General features: G+C 63.8%; 16 protein-coding genes. 5 read left to right on the top strand and 11 right to left on the bottom strand.

Going from position 1 to position 14,820, the window contains the following annotated elements; translation table 11 throughout:
* Positions 1 to 4: 4 nt before the first annotated feature.
* Positions 5 to 1,066 (bottom strand): phosphate ABC transporter substrate-binding protein PstS, encoded by a 1,062-nt coding sequence (gene pstS, locus J2R76_RS02055; RefSeq protein WP_253623734.1) that lies wholly within the window; start codon positions 1,064 to 1,066, stop codon positions 5 to 7.
* A 225-nt stretch (positions 1,067 to 1,291) separates the two neighbouring features.
* On the opposite strand from pstS, the gene J2R76_RS02050 reads away from it, so the two are divergent.
* The gene (locus J2R76_RS02050; protein WP_253607941.1) at positions 1,292 to 2,269 is read left to right on the top strand and encodes a DMT family transporter; all 978 of its coding nucleotides are present in this window, start codon (positions 1,292 to 1,294) and stop codon (positions 2,267 to 2,269) included.
* Positions 2,270 to 2,311: 42 nt separating this feature from the next.
* On the opposite strand, the gene J2R76_RS02045 is transcribed toward J2R76_RS02050, so the two are convergent.
* The 7 genes from J2R76_RS02045 to purC form a co-directional block, all read right to left on the bottom strand.
* A complete protein-coding gene (locus J2R76_RS02045; RefSeq protein WP_253623733.1) occupies positions 2,312 to 2,896 on the bottom strand; it encodes an invasion associated locus B family protein in 585 nt (194 codons plus the stop codon).
* Between the two features lie 264 nt (positions 2,897 to 3,160).
* Positions 3,161 to 4,765 (bottom strand): ABC transporter substrate-binding protein, encoded by a 1,605-nt coding sequence (locus tag J2R76_RS02040; protein ID WP_253623732.1) that lies wholly within the window; start codon positions 4,763 to 4,765, stop codon positions 3,161 to 3,163.
* Between the two features lie 130 nt (positions 4,766 to 4,895).
* Entirely contained in the window at positions 4,896 to 5,855 is a 960-nt protein-coding gene (locus J2R76_RS02035) for a tripartite tricarboxylate transporter substrate binding protein BugD (RefSeq protein ID WP_168855089.1), read from the bottom strand.
* Between the two features lie 63 nt (positions 5,856 to 5,918).
* A complete protein-coding gene (purQ, locus tag J2R76_RS02030) occupies positions 5,919 to 6,620 on the bottom strand; it encodes a phosphoribosylformylglycinamidine synthase subunit PurQ (protein ID WP_057018388.1) in 702 nt (233 codons plus the stop codon).
* A complete protein-coding gene (locus tag J2R76_RS02025; RefSeq protein WP_057018387.1) occupies positions 6,617 to 6,871 on the bottom strand; it encodes a hypothetical protein in 255 nt (84 codons plus the stop codon). The genes purQ and J2R76_RS02025 overlap by 4 nt, the downstream gene beginning before the upstream one ends.
* Before the next feature lie 11 nt (positions 6,872 to 6,882).
* The gene (gene purS, locus J2R76_RS02020) at positions 6,883 to 7,125 is read right to left on the bottom strand and encodes a phosphoribosylformylglycinamidine synthase subunit PurS (protein ID WP_057018386.1); all 243 of its coding nucleotides are present in this window, start codon (positions 7,123 to 7,125) and stop codon (positions 6,883 to 6,885) included.
* 15 nt (positions 7,126 to 7,140) lie between these two features.
* Positions 7,141 to 7,908: a phosphoribosylaminoimidazolesuccinocarboxamide synthase gene (gene purC / locus J2R76_RS02015; RefSeq protein WP_016843454.1), complete on the bottom strand. Its 768-nt coding sequence runs from the start codon at positions 7,906 to 7,908 to the stop codon at positions 7,141 to 7,143.
* A 349-nt stretch (positions 7,909 to 8,257) separates the two neighbouring features.
* On the opposite strand from purC, the gene J2R76_RS02010 reads away from it, so the two are divergent.
* The gene (locus J2R76_RS02010; RefSeq protein WP_168854931.1) at positions 8,258 to 8,581 is read left to right on the top strand and encodes a DUF1476 domain-containing protein; all 324 of its coding nucleotides are present in this window, start codon (positions 8,258 to 8,260) and stop codon (positions 8,579 to 8,581) included.
* Positions 8,582 to 8,610: 29 nt separating this feature from the next.
* On the opposite strand, the gene J2R76_RS02005 is transcribed toward J2R76_RS02010, so the two are convergent.
* Positions 8,611 to 9,555 carry a LysR family transcriptional regulator gene (locus J2R76_RS02005; protein ID WP_253623731.1) on the bottom strand — a complete coding sequence of 315 codons (945 nt, stop codon included), beginning with the start codon at positions 9,553 to 9,555 and terminating at the stop codon, positions 8,611 to 8,613.
* Positions 9,556 to 9,667: 112 nt separating this feature from the next.
* Here J2R76_RS02005 and J2R76_RS02000 point away from each other — a divergent pair, with 112 nt between their 5' ends.
* The 3 genes from J2R76_RS02000 (at position 9,668) to purB (ending at position 13,276) form a co-directional block, all read left to right on the top strand.
* Complete coding sequence (locus J2R76_RS02000) at positions 9,668 to 10,495, top strand: oxaloacetate decarboxylase (protein WP_253623730.1); 828 nt, start codon at positions 9,668 to 9,670, stop codon at positions 10,493 to 10,495.
* 315 nt (positions 10,496 to 10,810) lie between these two features.
* A complete protein-coding gene (locus J2R76_RS01995) occupies positions 10,811 to 11,701 on the top strand; it encodes a hypothetical protein (protein ID WP_253623729.1) in 891 nt (296 codons plus the stop codon).
* Positions 11,702 to 11,845: 144 nt separating this feature from the next.
* Positions 11,846 to 13,276 carry an adenylosuccinate lyase gene (gene purB / locus J2R76_RS01990; protein WP_076828436.1) on the top strand — a complete coding sequence of 477 codons (1,431 nt, stop codon included), beginning with the start codon at positions 11,846 to 11,848 and terminating at the stop codon, positions 13,274 to 13,276.
* Positions 13,277 to 13,343: 67 nt separating this feature from the next.
* On the opposite strand, the gene cynS is transcribed toward purB, so the two are convergent.
* Together cynS and J2R76_RS01980 are read right to left on the bottom strand one after the other, a co-directional pair.
* The gene (gene cynS, locus J2R76_RS01985) at positions 13,344 to 13,832 is read right to left on the bottom strand and encodes a cyanase (protein WP_050387665.1); all 489 of its coding nucleotides are present in this window, start codon (positions 13,830 to 13,832) and stop codon (positions 13,344 to 13,346) included.
* A gap of 19 nt (positions 13,833 to 13,851) precedes the next feature.
* Positions 13,852 to 14,763, bottom strand: a complete 912-nt coding sequence (locus tag J2R76_RS01980) for an ABC transporter ATP-binding protein (RefSeq protein WP_168854936.1) — start codon at positions 14,761 to 14,763, stop codon at positions 13,852 to 13,854.
* Between the last annotated feature and the right edge of the window lie 57 nt (positions 14,764 to 14,820).

The following is a 14,820-nucleotide window of genomic DNA, read 5'->3' as shown; positions in this document are numbered from 1 at the left end:
TGGTCTACCGATCAGTCCGCTTTCCGGACGCCGCTGCCGACGCCGTAAGCGCCTCGAAATTGTGTTGCCAATACTGCTCGATCTGTTCGACCAGCGTGGCCGGCAGAGGAACGTAGTTGAGCAATTGAGCCTGCGGCTTGCCGCTATGCAACGACCAGCGCAGGAAGTCGATCGCGGTTGCCGACCCGTCGGGCGATTTCGGCTGCTTGTGCATCAGGACGAAGGTCGTGGCCGTGATCGGGTATGCGTCCTCGCCGGGAGCGTTGGTGAGGACCAGGTTGAAGTCCTGCGTCGCCATCCAGTCCGCGCTCGAGGCCGCAGCCTGGAACGATGCGGCGTCGGGGGTGACGAAATTGCCGGCACTGTTCTGCACCAGGCCGAAGGAAATCCGGTCAAGCCGTTGCAGCGCGTAGGCGTATTCGAGATAGCCGATCGACCCGGGAATCAGGCCGACGAGCGAGGCGACGCCATCGTTGCCCTTGCTGCCGAGCCCGACGGGCCACTCGACCGACGAGCCCTCTCCGACGCTTGCCTTCCACTGCGCACTGACCTTCGCAAGATAGTTTGACCAATTGAACGTCGTCCCCGATCCATCGAGGCGATGCACGACGGTGATCGCCGTGCGCGGCAGCTTCAGATCGGGATTGACCGCCTGGATGGCCGGATCGTTCCACGATTTGACCTTGCCGAGATAGATGTCGGCGAGCAGCTGTCCGGTGAACTGGATCTGGCCGGGCTTGACGCCCGCGATGTTGACCACCGGCACGACGCCTCCGATCACGATCGGGAATTGCACCATGCCGAGCCTGTCCAGCTCTTTCGGATCGAGCGGCATATCGCTCGTCCCGAAATCGACGGCGGCCTTCTTGATCAGGCCGACGCCGATGCTCGAGCCCACCGATTGATAGCTGACCGTGTTGCCGGTCTTGGCCTTGTAGGCATCGATCCATTTCGCCACCACAGGCGACACGAAGGTTGAGCCCGCGCCCTTGGTCTCCGCAGCAAAGCATTGCGTTGCGACGACGAGTGCAGTGAAAATGATCGGTAATTTGAAATGCTTCGTCATGCTGTTGAGCCTAGCAGGACGAGCCAGACGCCCGTGTGGGCCAAGTCACAAAACGGTAGCATACGCCGGAGGCGTCGGGACGCCTCCAGCCTCAGTCCCTCAGACGCGCCCGCACCAATTCCTCCAAGCGGGATATCGGCGTAAATTCAATACCCTAGCCTTGCATCGCGCCGCCGCGCTAGATTGCTGCTTCGCGCGCCAATGCGCGAAGGGAGCCAAATCAAGGTGCCGAAGAGCACAGCGAAAACGGGCGGCGTGACGGCTCCCGAGAAAGTGCCCACCTCGCCCACGCCAGCGCCGGGCGCGCGCGGCTGGCGCGACTATGCGCTGCTGCTGGCGCTGGCCTGCTGCTGGAGCTCTACCTATCCATTGACCAAGATCGGGCTCGGCTCGATCCCGCCGGTGACCTTCATTTCCGCGCGCTCGCTGGTGGCCGCCGCCTTCCTGCTCATCGTGCTGCGCATTCGCGGCATCCGCATCCCGACCGACCTCAAGGCCTGGAAGCTGTTCGCCTTCCAGCAGACCATCAACTCCACGATCCCGTTTTTGGTAATCACCTGGGCGCAGCTTTACGTGCCGGCATCCAACACCGTGGTGCTGGCCTCGACGACGCCGATCTTCGCCTTCCTCATCACCTGGGCGATCACGCGACACGAGCCGGCCTCTCTGCTCAAGCTGGTCGGCGCGATCCTCGGCCTCGCCGGCACGGTCGCGATCATCGGCCTCGACGCACTCTCAGGCTTCGGCAAGGAGATCTTCGCCGAGATCGCGATCCTGCTCGCCACCGTCTCGTTCGCCTGCGCCACGATCTTCGGGCTTCGGCTGTCGGACTATGATCCGATGGTCGTGGCGGCCGGCTCGCTGTTGTTCGGCGGCACCGTGCTGCTGCCGGTCGCCCTGATCGTCGACCATCCCTGGACCCTGCACCCGACGCCGCAGGCGCTGGTCGCCACCGTCGTGATGGGCATCTTCTCCAGCGCGTTCGGCCTGATGCTGTTCTACATGTGCCTGACGCGGCTCGGCACGCTGACGACGAATGCGCAAGGTTATCTTCGCATTCCGATCGGCGTCGCGCTGTCGGTGATCCTGCTCGGGGAATCCGTGCCGTCGAATCTCGCGCTCGGCCTCGTGCTGGTCATGGCCGGCGTCGCCGCGATGACGGTGCCGGGCGAAGCAGTCAAACGGTGGCTGCGCAGGCTTTAGCTGCTGCTCATCGAATCTGACAGACCCGCTATTTGCGGTCGCCTATCTCGCTTCACAGCGCGCTTTGCGCTCCTCTTCGGCGCGCTTCGCACGCTCCGATCTCGCCTGCTTTTCCTCCGCCGAAAGCACCTCCTCGATGACCTTCGTCTCTTGTGCGGGTCCATCGTAGGCATCAGCGAATCCGGCGAGCGGCACGGTCAGGCTGATCGGCGAATTGGCCTTATCGAAGGCTTCCAGAGTGAGCGCATGCGCTTGCTTGAGCTCCGGTCCGGCGTCGTAGTCAGCCGTGCAACCGTAGGCAAAGCAGCCCGCGTAGGGCCGCTCAATCGCTTGTCCCTGATCGATAATGATCCGAACACCACGTTCGACTATCACCCGGGTCGGCAAGAAAACGCGCAACATCTTCCTGGAATCTCCGGTGCGCGCGATCAGCGCGGCTGCCACGACCGCCACGCAGTCTATGTTCTCTATCTTCGATCGCCCCTCTCGCCCGACAATGCAGGTGTCGGCTATGCAGAACTTCGTCCAGGGGGGATAAGTCAACGTAGCCTGTTCGCCGGCTACTGGGCCGGCAACCAGCCAAGCAAGCGCCATGCCGGCGCAGCAACGCAAGATCACACGGCGCATGGCCGCTTCCCCGATCAGACCTGAACTCAGGCTCGTCGCGGACTGTGTCCTAATCAGGGCGCTGCACGCCGCAGAAATGCTACTTCTTGTCGTCCGCCAGCAGTGTGCGGTATTCGCAACGTCACGGGTCACGAGTAGCTGCAGCACCGCGGCGCGCGAGTTCATTGGCGTCTGGTACAACCGTCGAGAGGTCGACGAACCGCTTCTTCACCGCTTCGCTCGCACTCGGGCGCAGCCATGCGGGCGACGATGCTGGATCCCGGCTTATTGCACGCTGACCAGCGTGAGGTCGACGAACCACGATTGGGGCGACACAAAACCCTTCACCTTCGGACTCATCGCGCGAGGGTTCAGATCGTGGACAATATAGAGCCAGGGCGGATCGTCGACGAGGCGCTCATGCGCCTTGCGGTAAGCCGCCGAGATCACTTTCGGATCGGTCGCTTCCGAAATCGTCTTGAGTGCGGCTTCGAACTCGCCGTCCTTCCATTGCTCGAAATTGAAACCGTTCGGTGAAAAATTGGCGGCCAGGAAATAGCGCGCCATCACGCCCGCGTCCGACGAAGGCGAGCTGATATTGAGCGCCATGGCGCCGCGCAAAGTTGGGCTGTCGGGCGTGGCCCGGGCCGCCGTCAGAAGCACCTGCCACTCGATGACGTCGAATTCCACATCGACCCCGCAGGCTTCCTTCAGGTTCTGCTGCAGGAATTCGTTCATCGGCAGGGGCAGCATCTGCCCCGAGCCTGAATTCGAGATCAGCACCTTGAACGCCAATGGCTTCGCCGACGTGTAACCCGCCTCGGCAAGCAGCGCCTTGCCCTTGGTCGGATCGAACTTGTAGTGATTGACCGGCGCGCCGAAATCGGGATCGCTGGCCTTGAGCCAGCCGACCGACGGCTCTGCGGTCCCGTTGAGCAGGGACACCAGCCCGTCCCGATCGATGCAGTAGTTCAGGGCCTGGCGAACCCTGACGTCCTTGAACGGGCTGTTGGCGGCGCCGATGTTGTAGAACCACGGCCAGACATGCGGATAGGAGCCGGTGGTAATGGTGAAGCCGGCGGATTTCAGCGAGTCGACGCCATCGGCCGGCGGCACTTCGATCCAGTCGACCTGGCCGGCACGCAAGGCGGCCAGCCGCGAATTGGCCTCGGGGATCGGCAGCAACACGACATTGTCGACCTTCGCTGTCTTGCTCGTGTCCCAATACTTGTCCCAACGCGCCAGATCTGCCTCTTGCCGCGGCACAATCCTGGTGATGCGGAACGGCCCGGTGCCGGCAGCCGGCAACGTCGCGACCTTGGCCCAGTCGCGGCCGGCCTTTTCGAATGAGGCGGGCGAGGTGAACAGAAGATAGACCGCCATATAGGGAAAATAGGATGCCGGCTTCGTCGTCGAGATCGCCACCGTTGCGTCATCGATCTTCCGGTAACTGCCCATCACCGGGACCCGCGCCCGCGACATCGCCGAACTCGGCGGCTCAAATTGCGGGCTCTCGCTGTTGAAGTAGCGATCGAGATTCCAGATCACGGCATCGGCATTGAAATCGGTACCATCGTGGAATTTGACGCCCTGGCGCAGATGGAAAATCCAGGTCTTGTTGTCGACGGGGTCCTGTTCCCATTTCTCCGCGAGTCCGGGACGCAAAGTCGCCAAGCGGTCGGTTCCGCTCAAATTCCACAGCACCAAACCTTCAAAGATCGGATAACCGAGAAAGCGCATGCCTTCGAAGCCGTTATTCGGCAGCCCGGTGGCCGTCGGGATATCGGACGCCGTCATGGCGATGCGCAACGTGGTCTCGGCCATCGCCCAATGCGACCACAGCAGCGCGCATAGGAACGCAATCGTGCAGTGAGCCTTGCGAATGAGCATGATGCGCTCCCGTCCTGATCGATCGGGAGATCACCAGCAAATTTCAGGCCAGTCTGGCGAGCGGCTGACGCAAGACTCGCCGCCTCGGCGACCGCGTCGAGGGCAGAGCCAACGCAGCGACGATGACCCTCTACTTCTTATCGTCCGCCAGCAGCGTGCGGTATTTCGCGACGTCGCGGGTCACGAGCTGCTGCAGCGCCTCGGGCGCGAGCTCATTGGCGTCGGGGGCGACGGTCGACAGGTCGGCGAAGCGCTTCTTCACCGCCTCGCTCGCAACCGCGGTGCGCGCGGCGGCGTTGAGCTTGGCGATGATCTCGGGCGGTGTGCCCTTCGGCGCGAACAGGCCGTTCCAGCCCTGCGCCTCGAACTCGGGCAGTCCGGCCTCGGCCGAGGTCGGCAGTTCCGGCAACGACGCAAGCCGTACCGTCGAGCCGACCACGACCGCTTTCACCAATTTGTCGTCGATCGCCTGCGACACCGAGGCCGCGGCATCGCAGACGCCGTCGATCTGACTGCCGATCGCGTCCGTCAGCGCAAGCGCCGCGCCGCGATAGCCGACCAGCTGCACGTCGATGCCGGCGGCATGAACAAAACTCTTGCAGATCAGGTAATTCGAGGAGCCCACGCCGGCATGGCCGAGATTGACCTTGCCCGGATTCTTCCTGGCGTAGTCGATGAATTCCTTGAGGTCCTTGGCCGGAAAATCCTTGCGCAGCGCGACGATGCCGAAGGTCTTGGCGACCACGGCAATCGGCGCGAAGGAGTCAGGCGTAAACGGCAGCTTCGGATAGATCGTGTAGGTCGCGGCGTTGGTGCCGGCATTGCCGATCGCGATGGTGTAGCCGTCCGGCTCGGCGCGCGCAGCGCGGGCGAGTGCCGTCGAACCGCCGGCGCCGCCGACATTCTCGATGATGATGCTCTGGCCGAGCGCCGTGCCCATCTGGTCGGCGACCGCGCGGGCGATGACGTCGGAGGTGCCGCCGGCCGTGAACGGCACGATCATCGTGATCGGACGCTTCGGGAAGTCCTGGGCGTAGGCCGACGTCGCAAGCAGAAGCGCCGCAGCCGCGGCAACGCACCACCGCCGCATTTTATTCTGACGCGTTTTCTTCACGCGAACCGGTCCCCACTTCGCTCGAAAACGCTATGGTGATTACGCCGCCTTTTCGAACTGCTGGACCAGACCTGCGAACAGGCCGCGGCCGTCGGTGCAGCCCATGATCTCTTCGACGTGGTTTTCCGGATGCGGCATCATGCCGAGCACGTTGCCGCGCTCATTGACGATGCCGGCGATCGAATGCGCGGCGCCGTTCAGATTGGAGGCCTCGTCGACCACGCCCTCCGGCGAGCAGTAGCGGTACAGCACCCGCCCGTCGCCTTCGAGCCGCTTCAGCGTCTCTTCGTCCGCCTCGTAATTGCCTTCGCCGTGAGCCACCGGCACGCGGATCACCTGGCCGGCATTGTAGCCGCGGGTGAACGGCGTGTCGGAACGCTCGACGCGCATATGCACGTCGCGGCAGATGAACTTCAGCCCGGCATTGCGCATCAGCACGCCCGGTAGCAGCCCCGACTCGCAGAGGATCTGGAAGCCGTTGCAGACGCCGAGCACGAGCCCGCCCTTGGCGGCGAAGTCGCGCACCGCGTCCATCACCGGCGCGCGCGCCGCGATCGCGCCGCAGCGCAGGTAATCGCCATAGGAGAAGCCGCCGGGCACCACCACGAGGTCCGTGCCTTTGGGCAGCGCGGTCTCGGCGTGCCAGACCATCGCGGTCTCATTGCCGGATGCGAGCTTGAGCGCGCGCGCCATGTCGCGCTCGCGGTTGATGCCGGGGAAGACGAGGACGGCTGATTTCATGGAGTTGGTACTTCGTTCAATTCGAGACGTGTCTCTATGCGGTCAAGACGCCCTTCGTGGCGAACCAGCGTCGCGTGAATACCGGAAATCTCCTGGAACACGCCGGTAATTTCCTGGCGGATACCATTCTGAGACGTTCGCGATGCCTGCATTTCCTGCTTCAACTCATCGATCTTGCCGTCGACCTGAGCCAAACGCGCCTGGACCGATTTCATCACTTCGAACATCAGCTCCATCGTCACGTCGGCCATTTGCTCGCCCCTTACGCCTTCAGTTCGATGGCATAATTCTCGATCACGGTATTCGCCAACAACTTGTCGGCGGCGGCCTTCAGCGCCGCTTCCGCCTTGGCCTTGTCGGTCGCGGCGAGCTCGATGTCGAACACCTTGCCCTGGCGAACGCTGGCGACGCCGTCGACGCCGAGCGATTTCAGCGCACCCTCGATCGCCTTGCCCTGCGGATCGAGGATGCCCGACTTCAATGTCACAGTCACACGTGCCTTCACGGTCGTCCCTTCAGCTTAGCTCTTCACCAGCACCGGGCCGCTACCGGCCGGCCGCTCGTTCTCAATCAGAATGCCGAGCCGCTTGGCGACCTCAGTGTAGGCCTCGAGCAGGCCACCCAGATCCCTGCGGAAACGGTCCTTGTCGAGCTTCTCGTTCGACTTGATGTCCCACAGCCGGCAGGAGTCCGGCGAGATCTCGTCGGCGACGATGATCCGCATCATCTCGTTCTCGAACAGCCGGCCGCACTCCATCTTGAAGTCGACGAGGCGGATGCCGATGCCGAGGAAGAGACCGGTCAGGAAGTCGTTGACGCGGATGGCCAGCGCCATGATGTCGTCGATCTCCTGCGGCGTCGCCCAGCCGAAGGCGGTGATGTGCTCTTCCGACACCATGGGGTCGTTGAGCTGGTCGTTCTTGTAATAGAACTCGATGATCGAGCGCGGCAGCTGGGTGCCCTCCTCGATCCCGAGCCGCTGCGACAGCGAGCCGGCGGCGACGTTCCGCACCACCACCTCGAGCGGCACGATCTCGACCTCGCGAATCAGCTGCTCGCGCATGTTGAGGCGGCGGATGAAGTGCGTCGGCACCCCGATGTCGTTGAGGTGCTGAAACAGGTACTCCGAAATCCGGTTGTTGAGGACACCCTTGCCCTCGATCACCTGGTGTTTCTTGGCGTTGAACGCGGTCGCGTCGTCCTTGAAGTGCTGGATCAGGGTTCCCGGCTCGGGGCCTTCGTAAAGCACCTTGGCCTTGCCTTCATAAATACGGCGTCGACGGCTCATTGGGATGTACCGTGTTTTGTTGAAATCCATGGATTTGGGTGCTCCGGATGACTTGGGGTTACGACCCACGACGGAGCTGCCGCGGAGGCCTGGAACCTGGGCAATCCAACTGGAAACAGAACAAGAACCATGCCTGTTGGCAACCTATCCGATTGGCCCATCCAGCACAATCGATAGTGCCCCCTTGAGGGCACTTATACCGCCCTATCATAAAGGGCCGATTCCGCCAGTTTTGCCTGCGGCTTAACGGCTCGTTGTCTTGCCGATTCCTCCCACCTATCTAGGCAGGCACAGGGGCTGCCGCAACGCGCGGCGGCCCTCATTCAGCAAGGGAATTGGAACTTCAGCCATGAGCGAATTCAACAAGCGCGAGGAAGGTTTCGAGAAGAAGTTCGCCCTCGACGAGGAGCAGAAGTTCAAGGCTGAAGCCCGCCGGAACAAGCTGCTTGGCCTGTGGGCCGCCGAGAAGCTCGGCATCACGGGCGATGCCGCCAGCGCCTATGCCAAGGAAGTGGTCGCCGCCGACTTCGAGGAAGCCGGCGACAACGACGTGCTGCACAAGGTTCTGAAGGACCTCTCCGCCAAGGACGAGGCCGTCACCGAGCGCGATATCCGCGCCAAGATGGACGAGCTGCTGGCGGTGGCCGCGGCCCAGGTCAAGGCGGGAAGCTGAGTTCCCGGTACACCCTACCAAGTCGACTTTTACGCGCGCCGGACACCGTTCCGGCGCGACGTATTTGTGCCCCTCGCCTTGGTGAAGTCGGCACGGAGGATGTCGAGCAGACGGCGTGAGGCGGCGCTAAGGAAGCCGCCATGCCGCGTCACGGCGACGACCTCGTGACTTGCGGCGAGATCGCCGACGCGGATCGTCGCGATCCTCGAGCTACCCAATTCCTCCGCCGCATTGCTTTGTGACAGCAGCGCGATCCCGAGCCCGGCCTCGACCAGCCGCTTCTGCGCCGTCAGGCTGTCGACCGGCGTCCAGGCGACCTCGCCGAGCCCGTGCGTCAGGAACAGGGCGAAGACGTGCGAGGCGGTGATTTCGCGGCGTCCCGGCACCTCCGGGAAGGCGATCCACCGCTCATCCCTGAGATCGGCAAGCTTGCCGACCCGGCGTCCCGCCAGCGGATGGTCCGGCGCGCAGACCACCCCGAGCGGCTCGGCAAACAGCACCTCGCAATCGAGGTCGCGCGAGCGGTCGCGGTCGTAACGCAACCCGATCGTCGCCTCGCCGCGCCGGATCAGGTCGCTGACCTCGGCGCTGGTCGCGGTGCGCAGCGTCAGCGCAACGTCCGGATGCCGGCGGGCAAAGCGCTTCAATACGTTCGAGAGCCGCTCGCCGGCGAGGGTACCGGTCACCGCCAGCGCCACCGGGCCGGAATTGTCGCGCAGCAGCGCGCGCACCGCGTTCTCGGCATCCTGCGCCGCCGCCACCGCCCGTTCGGCATAGGGCACCATTACCCGCCCGGCATCGCTCAGCCGCGTCTTGCCCGCGATCCGCTCGAACAGGGGCACCCCGAGCTCCTGCTCGAGCAGCGCTATGCGCCGCGAAATCGCCGGCTGCGAGCGGTGCAGCGCCTTGGCGGCATGCGAGATCCCGCCGCGCCGATGCACCACCAGGAACGTGTTGAGCGCGTCGCTGTCCATCGCTCTCCCCATGCAAAAAGCGGATGATATCGAGAGAAATAACAAATTTGTCTGATGGGCGAAACCGCCCTATCGCTGCTTTCAGTCGCTTTTGACAACAGCAGGAGTTCACATGCGCACCCAGGCGGACAAGGCAGCACGGTTTCGCGAGCTGCATCAGCGGCCCGGCACCTTCATCATTCCAAATCCGTGGGACGCCGGAACGGCGAAGCTGCTCGCATCCATGGGCTTCGAGGCGCTCGCGACCACCAGCCTCGGGCTCGCCAATACGCTCGGCCGTTCGACCGTCAGCCTCGATGAGATCATCGAGAATTGCCGGGTGATCGCCGAGGCCACCGACCTGCCCGTCAATGCCGATCTGGAAAAATGCGGCGCCGACATGCCGAAGCTCGCGGCCGAGGCGATCCGCTTCGCCGCCGAGGCCGGCGCGGTCGGCGGCTCGATCGAGGACTCGACCGGCGACCCGCAGCGCCCGATCTATGACTTCTCGCTGGCGGTCGAGCGGGTCCAGGCCGCGGTCGAGGCCGCACGGGCGCTGCCCTTCCCGTTCACGCTGACGGCGCGGGCGGAAAACTTCCTGCACGGCCGCAAGGACCTCGACGACACCATCAAGCGGCTGCAGGCGTTCGAGGCCGCCGGCGCCGACGTGCTGTATTCGCCGGGCCTCTACGATCTCGCCACCATCAAGACCGTGGTGTCATCGATCAACAAGCCGTTCAACCTCGTGATGGGCTTTGCCGATCCGACCCTGACCGTCGAGCAACTCGCCGCCGCCGGCGTCAAGCGCATCAGCGTCGGCGGCGCGATGCAGCGCCACGCGCTGGCTGCGTTCCTGCGCTGTGCCCGCGAGATGAAGGACAACGGCGCATTCAGCTTCGTCCGCGACATGGCGCCGGTGAAGGAGGTCCGGGCGGCGTTCGCCGCAGCGAAAGGCGAATAGGAAGCAGCGAATAGCTAATCGGAAAGCATCCATTCGCTATTCGCGCTTCTCTCATCTCCTCGAAATCCGTCTTCCGACAAGTCGCCACTCACGTCGCGGCGTGCCTTGCGCGGCCTCGATTCTCAGTCTGCGCACGACATATATGGTCTCCTCCTCCAGGGTGAGTGAACAGCTTCACACAACCATCGGTGAATCGGACGTAGAACACGACGGGCGCAGGCGTACGATCAGTTCATTCCAATCGATCCTGCGCACGTCGATCAATCTACACCGATGATCAGAGGCGGCGTCTCGTCGCCATGGGGGATTTCCAAAATGAAGAGCTGGTTGTTTTCCCTGCACAAGGGCGTTGGAAACAGTCCACAATTTTTTACGAACGTCTTCAACGGCGAGGCCTGGAGCGGCGACGTCCCGATGCCGGGGAACACCTGGATCAGCAACACGCCGGCAGCCGTCGTCTTCAACACCAACCTGTATGTGTTCTATCCGATCAACCAGTCCCTCTATTACAGGGTCTATGACGGCGAGCTGTGGACGGCGGCAGCCCAGGTGCCCAACATGGCCGGCGTCGGCGGCGGAGTGGCGGCCGCCGTGTATGACGGCCTGATCTATCTGCTGTACTCGAATCCCGGCCAGTCCGACCTGATGTACAAGACCTACGACGGCACCAGCTTCGGACCCGAGATCAACACATCCGGAACCAACCATCTCATCTCCGTCGCCTACCAGAACGTCGACACCCCGGCCGCGGTCGTGCGCGGCGACACGCTCTACGTGTTCGGCCGCGGGCCCGGCTATAGCGAACCCGGCAACATGAACCGCTTCTGGTACGCGACCTTCGACCGCAGCACCTGGCGAAGCAATCCGGTTGCCGGTACGGAAGGCCTCAGCAACGGTCCGGGCGCGGCTTCCTACAAGGACTGGATCTACCTGTTCTTCAACGACCCCACGGGCCTCTTCTTCTTCAAGCGGTTCGACGGCATTAGCAGCTGGGGAGCCGACCGCCAGGTCCCCGATACGCCGGGCAATTTCGGCAATGCCGCGCCGGTCGTGTTCAACGACACATTGTACGTCCTGCACCAGGGGCCCAACGGCCAGTTCCTGTACAAGACGACCGACGGCGAGGACAACTGGACCAGCGACACGGCCGTGCCGAACACGGCCGGCCTGAGCTGCGGACCCGCCGCAGTGACCTTCTCGCTCTGACGCGGGGCGAAGCATGCCTGCGCCGCCTCTAGAATCTGGTATGCTGGCGCCAGCACCGCAAGCCCGGCCGAGGCGTTACCAGACCTGACGATTCATCGCAGATCGCGGCTTGCAGCCAGCCTCAGGCAATGCCAAGAGAGCGGGATGTCCCAAGATCACATTTCCAACGTCCTCGCCGAACGTTACGCCTCGCCCGCCATGCGAGCCATCTGGAGTGGCGAAGGCAAGGTCCGCCTCGAACGCGACTACTGGATCGCCGTGCTGAAGGCCCAGCGCGATCTCGGCATCGCGGTGCCGGATGGCGTGATCGAAAGCTACGAGCGCGTCAAGGACCAGATCAACCTGGCCTCCATCATGAAGCGGGAGCGCGTCACCCGTCACGACGTCAAGGCGCGCATCGAGGAGTTCTGCGAGCTCGCCGGTCACGAGCACCTGCACAAGGGCATGACCAGCCGCGACCTCACCGAGAACGTCGAGCAATTGCAGGTCTACCGCGCGCTGCAGCTCATCGAGACCAAGAGCATCGCCGCACTCATCCGCTTTGCCACGCGCGCGAAGCAATTGCGCGACATCCCGTTCACCGCGCGCACCCATAACGTGGCCGCGCAGGTCACGACGCTCGGCAAGCGCATCGCCATGTCCGGCGAGGAGATGCTGCTGGCGCATCAGAGCCTGGTCAATGTGCTGCAGACCTATCCCGCCCGCGGCCTGAAGGGCGCGGTCGGCACCCGTCTCGATCAGATCACCCTGTTCAACGGAGATGCCGGCAAGGCGCGCGCGCTCGAGCAGCGCGTCCTTGTTCACCTCGGCCTGCCGAAGGCCCTCGATGCCGTCGGCCAGGTCTATCCGCGCAGCCTCGACTTCCGTGCGGTCAGCGTGCTCACCGAGCTCGCCAGCGGGCCCGGCAATTTCGCCAAGACCATCCGCCTGATGGCAGGCCACGAACTCGCCAGCGAAGGTTTTGCCAAGGGCCAGGTCGGCTCCTCCGCGATGCCGCACAAGATGAACAGCCGCTCCTGCGAGCGCATCAACGGCCTGCATGTGATCCTGAAGGGCTATCTCGCGATGGCCGCAGGCCTTGCCGGCGATCAGTGGAACGAAGGCGACGTCTCCTGCTCGGTCGTCCGCCGCGTCATGCTGCCCGATGCCTTCCTCGCCATGGATGGCCTGCTCGAAACCCTGCTCACGGTGCTCGACCAGATGGAGGTGTTCGAAGCCGTCGTCGAGACCGAGCTCAACCGCTATCTGCCCTTCCTGCTGACCACCACGGTGATGATGGAAGCGGTCAAGAAGGGCGCGGGCCGCGAAGGCGCTCACGAGGCGATCAAGGAGCATGCCGTCGCGGCCATCGGCGACCTGCGCACCGGCAAGATCGTGCAGAACGATCTGCTGCAGCGCCTCGCCGCCGACAAGCGTCTTGGCTTGAGCGCAGCCGAACTACAGCACGTGCTCGACCAGGGTCGCGCCAACTCCGGCGACGCCGGCGCCCAGGTCGATTTCTTCGCCGAGCAGGTCGAGGCTCTGGCCAAGGCCAAGCCTGAGGCGGCGCGCTACAACCCGGGCACGATCCTGTAGCGAATGGTGAGGTGCGAGTAGCGAATGGGCAGGAATCCATTCGCTACTCGCCATTCGCCCCCTCGCCTCACTCTTCCTTGAAGCCGTATTCCGGCACGTTGCCGCTGGCGCCGTAATATTTGTACGGCAGGAACTTGCCGCTCATGGTGATCTTGACGCGGTCGCCCTTCGGATTGGCGACGCGCTCCAGCGCCATGTCGAAGTCGATCGCCGACATGATGCCGTCGCCGAATTCTTCTTCGATCAGCGCCTTCCAGGCCGGGCCGTTGACCATCACCATCTCGTAGAAGCGGTAGATCAGCGGATCGGTCGGCGGCATCGGCGTGCCGGTGCCGCGCATCGGCACCTCGTTGAGCATCGCGATCTCGGCCTTCGACAGCCCGAACAGCTCGCCGGCGTTCGCCGCCTGCGGCTTCGTCAGTTTCATCTGGCCGAGGATGGCGCCCGTGATCAGCACATCGGAATAGCCGCCGATCTTCTCGCAGATGTATTTCCAGCTCCAGCCCTTCTCGCGCTTGATGTCGAGCAGCTTCTCGGTGAGGTCTTCGCGTTTCATCAGGTTTCCTCCTTGGGCTTCAGCGCGCAGCGCTCTGCGCGGGATTGGGTTCGACGGCGCGTGGCGGCGAGACGATCACCGGCTCGCCGACGCCGGGCCGCACCGTCGGCACGTGGCGCGGATCGTGACCGGTCATCTCGGCGGCAAAGCTCTTGCTGCGGCTGACCAGGAAATCGACGATATGGTTGCGCAGCGCATAGTAATAGGGATGGCGGTGCAGGTCGATGCGGCCGCGCTCCTTCGGCAGCGGGTTCTCGACGATCTCGGCCAGCACGGCGCCGGGACCGTTGGTCATCAGGAAGATCCTGTCGGCGAGGAAGATCGCCTCATCGACGTCATGCGTGATCATGAAGGTGGTCTGCCCGGTCTCCAGGCAGATCCGCCGCACCTCGTCCTGCAGCGTGCCGCGGGTTAGCGCATCCAGCGCCGAGAACGGCTCGTCCATCAGCATGATCTTCGGGGTGATCGACAGCGCCCGCGCGATGCCGACGCGCTGTTTCATGCCGCCGGAGAGCTCGGACGGATGCTTGTGCTCGGAGCCGGTTAGCCCGACGAGATCGATGAACTTCTGCGCATGCGCCTTCACCCGCGCACGGTCCCATTTGCGCCATTTCGAGCTGACAGCATAGGCGACATTGCCCGACACGGTGCGCCACGGCAGCAGCGCATGGCTTTGGAAGATCACGGCGCGGTCGAGGCTGGTGCCCTCGATCCCCTGCCCGTCGACGATCACCGTGCCCTCGCTCGGCTCGTCGAGGCCGGCGAGGATGTTCAGCACCGTGGTCTTGCCGCAGCCGGAATGGCCGATCACGCAGCCGAACTCGCCGCGCGCCATCGACAGCCAGAAATTCTCGAACACCGTGGTGACGCCGTCGCCGGCGCCGGGATAGCGCCGCGCAATGCCCTCGATCGAAATGAACTTGTCGGTCATCCGCGGTAGCTCCACGAATGGACTGCGCTCCCTCGCCCCGCTCTTCGCCGGGAGAGG

Origin of the sequence: Bradyrhizobium sp. USDA 4532, from assembly GCF_024171315.1 — a bacterium.
Classification (GTDB): Bacteria; Pseudomonadota; Alphaproteobacteria; order Rhizobiales; family Xanthobacteraceae; genus Bradyrhizobium; species Bradyrhizobium australafricanum.
The sequence above is the reverse complement of the archived record's forward strand: the minus strand, read 5'-3'. Positions and strand labels throughout refer to the sequence as shown.

Excerpts from the sequence above, each read along its gene's own strand:
- pstS (WP_253623734.1), bottom strand. The coding sequence starts at position 1,066 with ATGACGAAGCATTTCAAATTACCGATCATTTTCACTGCACTCGTCGTC.
- J2R76_RS02045 (WP_253623733.1), bottom strand. The coding sequence starts at position 2,896 with ATGCGCCGTGTGATCTTGCGTTGCTGCGCCGGCATGGCGCTTGCTTGG.
- J2R76_RS02040 (WP_253623732.1), bottom strand. The coding sequence starts at position 4,765 with ATGCTCATTCGCAAGGCTCACTGCACGATTGCGTTCCTATGCGCGCTG.
- J2R76_RS02035 (WP_168855089.1), bottom strand. The coding sequence starts at position 5,855 with ATGCGGCGGTGGTGCGTTGCCGCGGCTGCGGCGCTTCTGCTTGCGACG.
- purQ (WP_057018388.1), bottom strand. The coding sequence starts at position 6,620 with ATGAAATCAGCCGTCCTCGTCTTCCCCGGCATCAACCGCGAGCGCGAC.
- J2R76_RS02025 (WP_057018387.1), bottom strand. The coding sequence starts at position 6,871 with ATGGCCGACGTGACGATGGAGCTGATGTTCGAAGTGATGAAATCGGTC.
- purC (WP_016843454.1), bottom strand. The coding sequence starts at position 7,908 with ATGAGCCGTCGACGCCGTATTTATGAAGGCAAGGCCAAGGTGCTTTAC.
- J2R76_RS02010 (WP_168854931.1), top strand. The coding sequence starts at position 8,258 with ATGAGCGAATTCAACAAGCGCGAGGAAGGTTTCGAGAAGAAGTTCGCC.
- J2R76_RS02005 (WP_253623731.1), bottom strand. The coding sequence starts at position 9,555 with ATGGACAGCGACGCGCTCAACACGTTCCTGGTGGTGCATCGGCGCGGC.
- J2R76_RS02000 (WP_253623730.1), top strand. The coding sequence starts at position 9,668 with ATGCGCACCCAGGCGGACAAGGCAGCACGGTTTCGCGAGCTGCATCAG.
- J2R76_RS01995 (WP_253623729.1), top strand. The coding sequence starts at position 10,811 with ATGAAGAGCTGGTTGTTTTCCCTGCACAAGGGCGTTGGAAACAGTCCA.
- purB (WP_076828436.1), top strand. The coding sequence starts at position 11,846 with ATGTCCCAAGATCACATTTCCAACGTCCTCGCCGAACGTTACGCCTCG.
- cynS (WP_050387665.1), bottom strand. The coding sequence starts at position 13,832 with ATGAAACGCGAAGACCTCACCGAGAAGCTGCTCGACATCAAGCGCGAG.
- J2R76_RS01980 (WP_168854936.1), bottom strand. The coding sequence starts at position 14,763 with ATGACCGACAAGTTCATTTCGATCGAGGGCATTGCGCGGCGCTATCCC.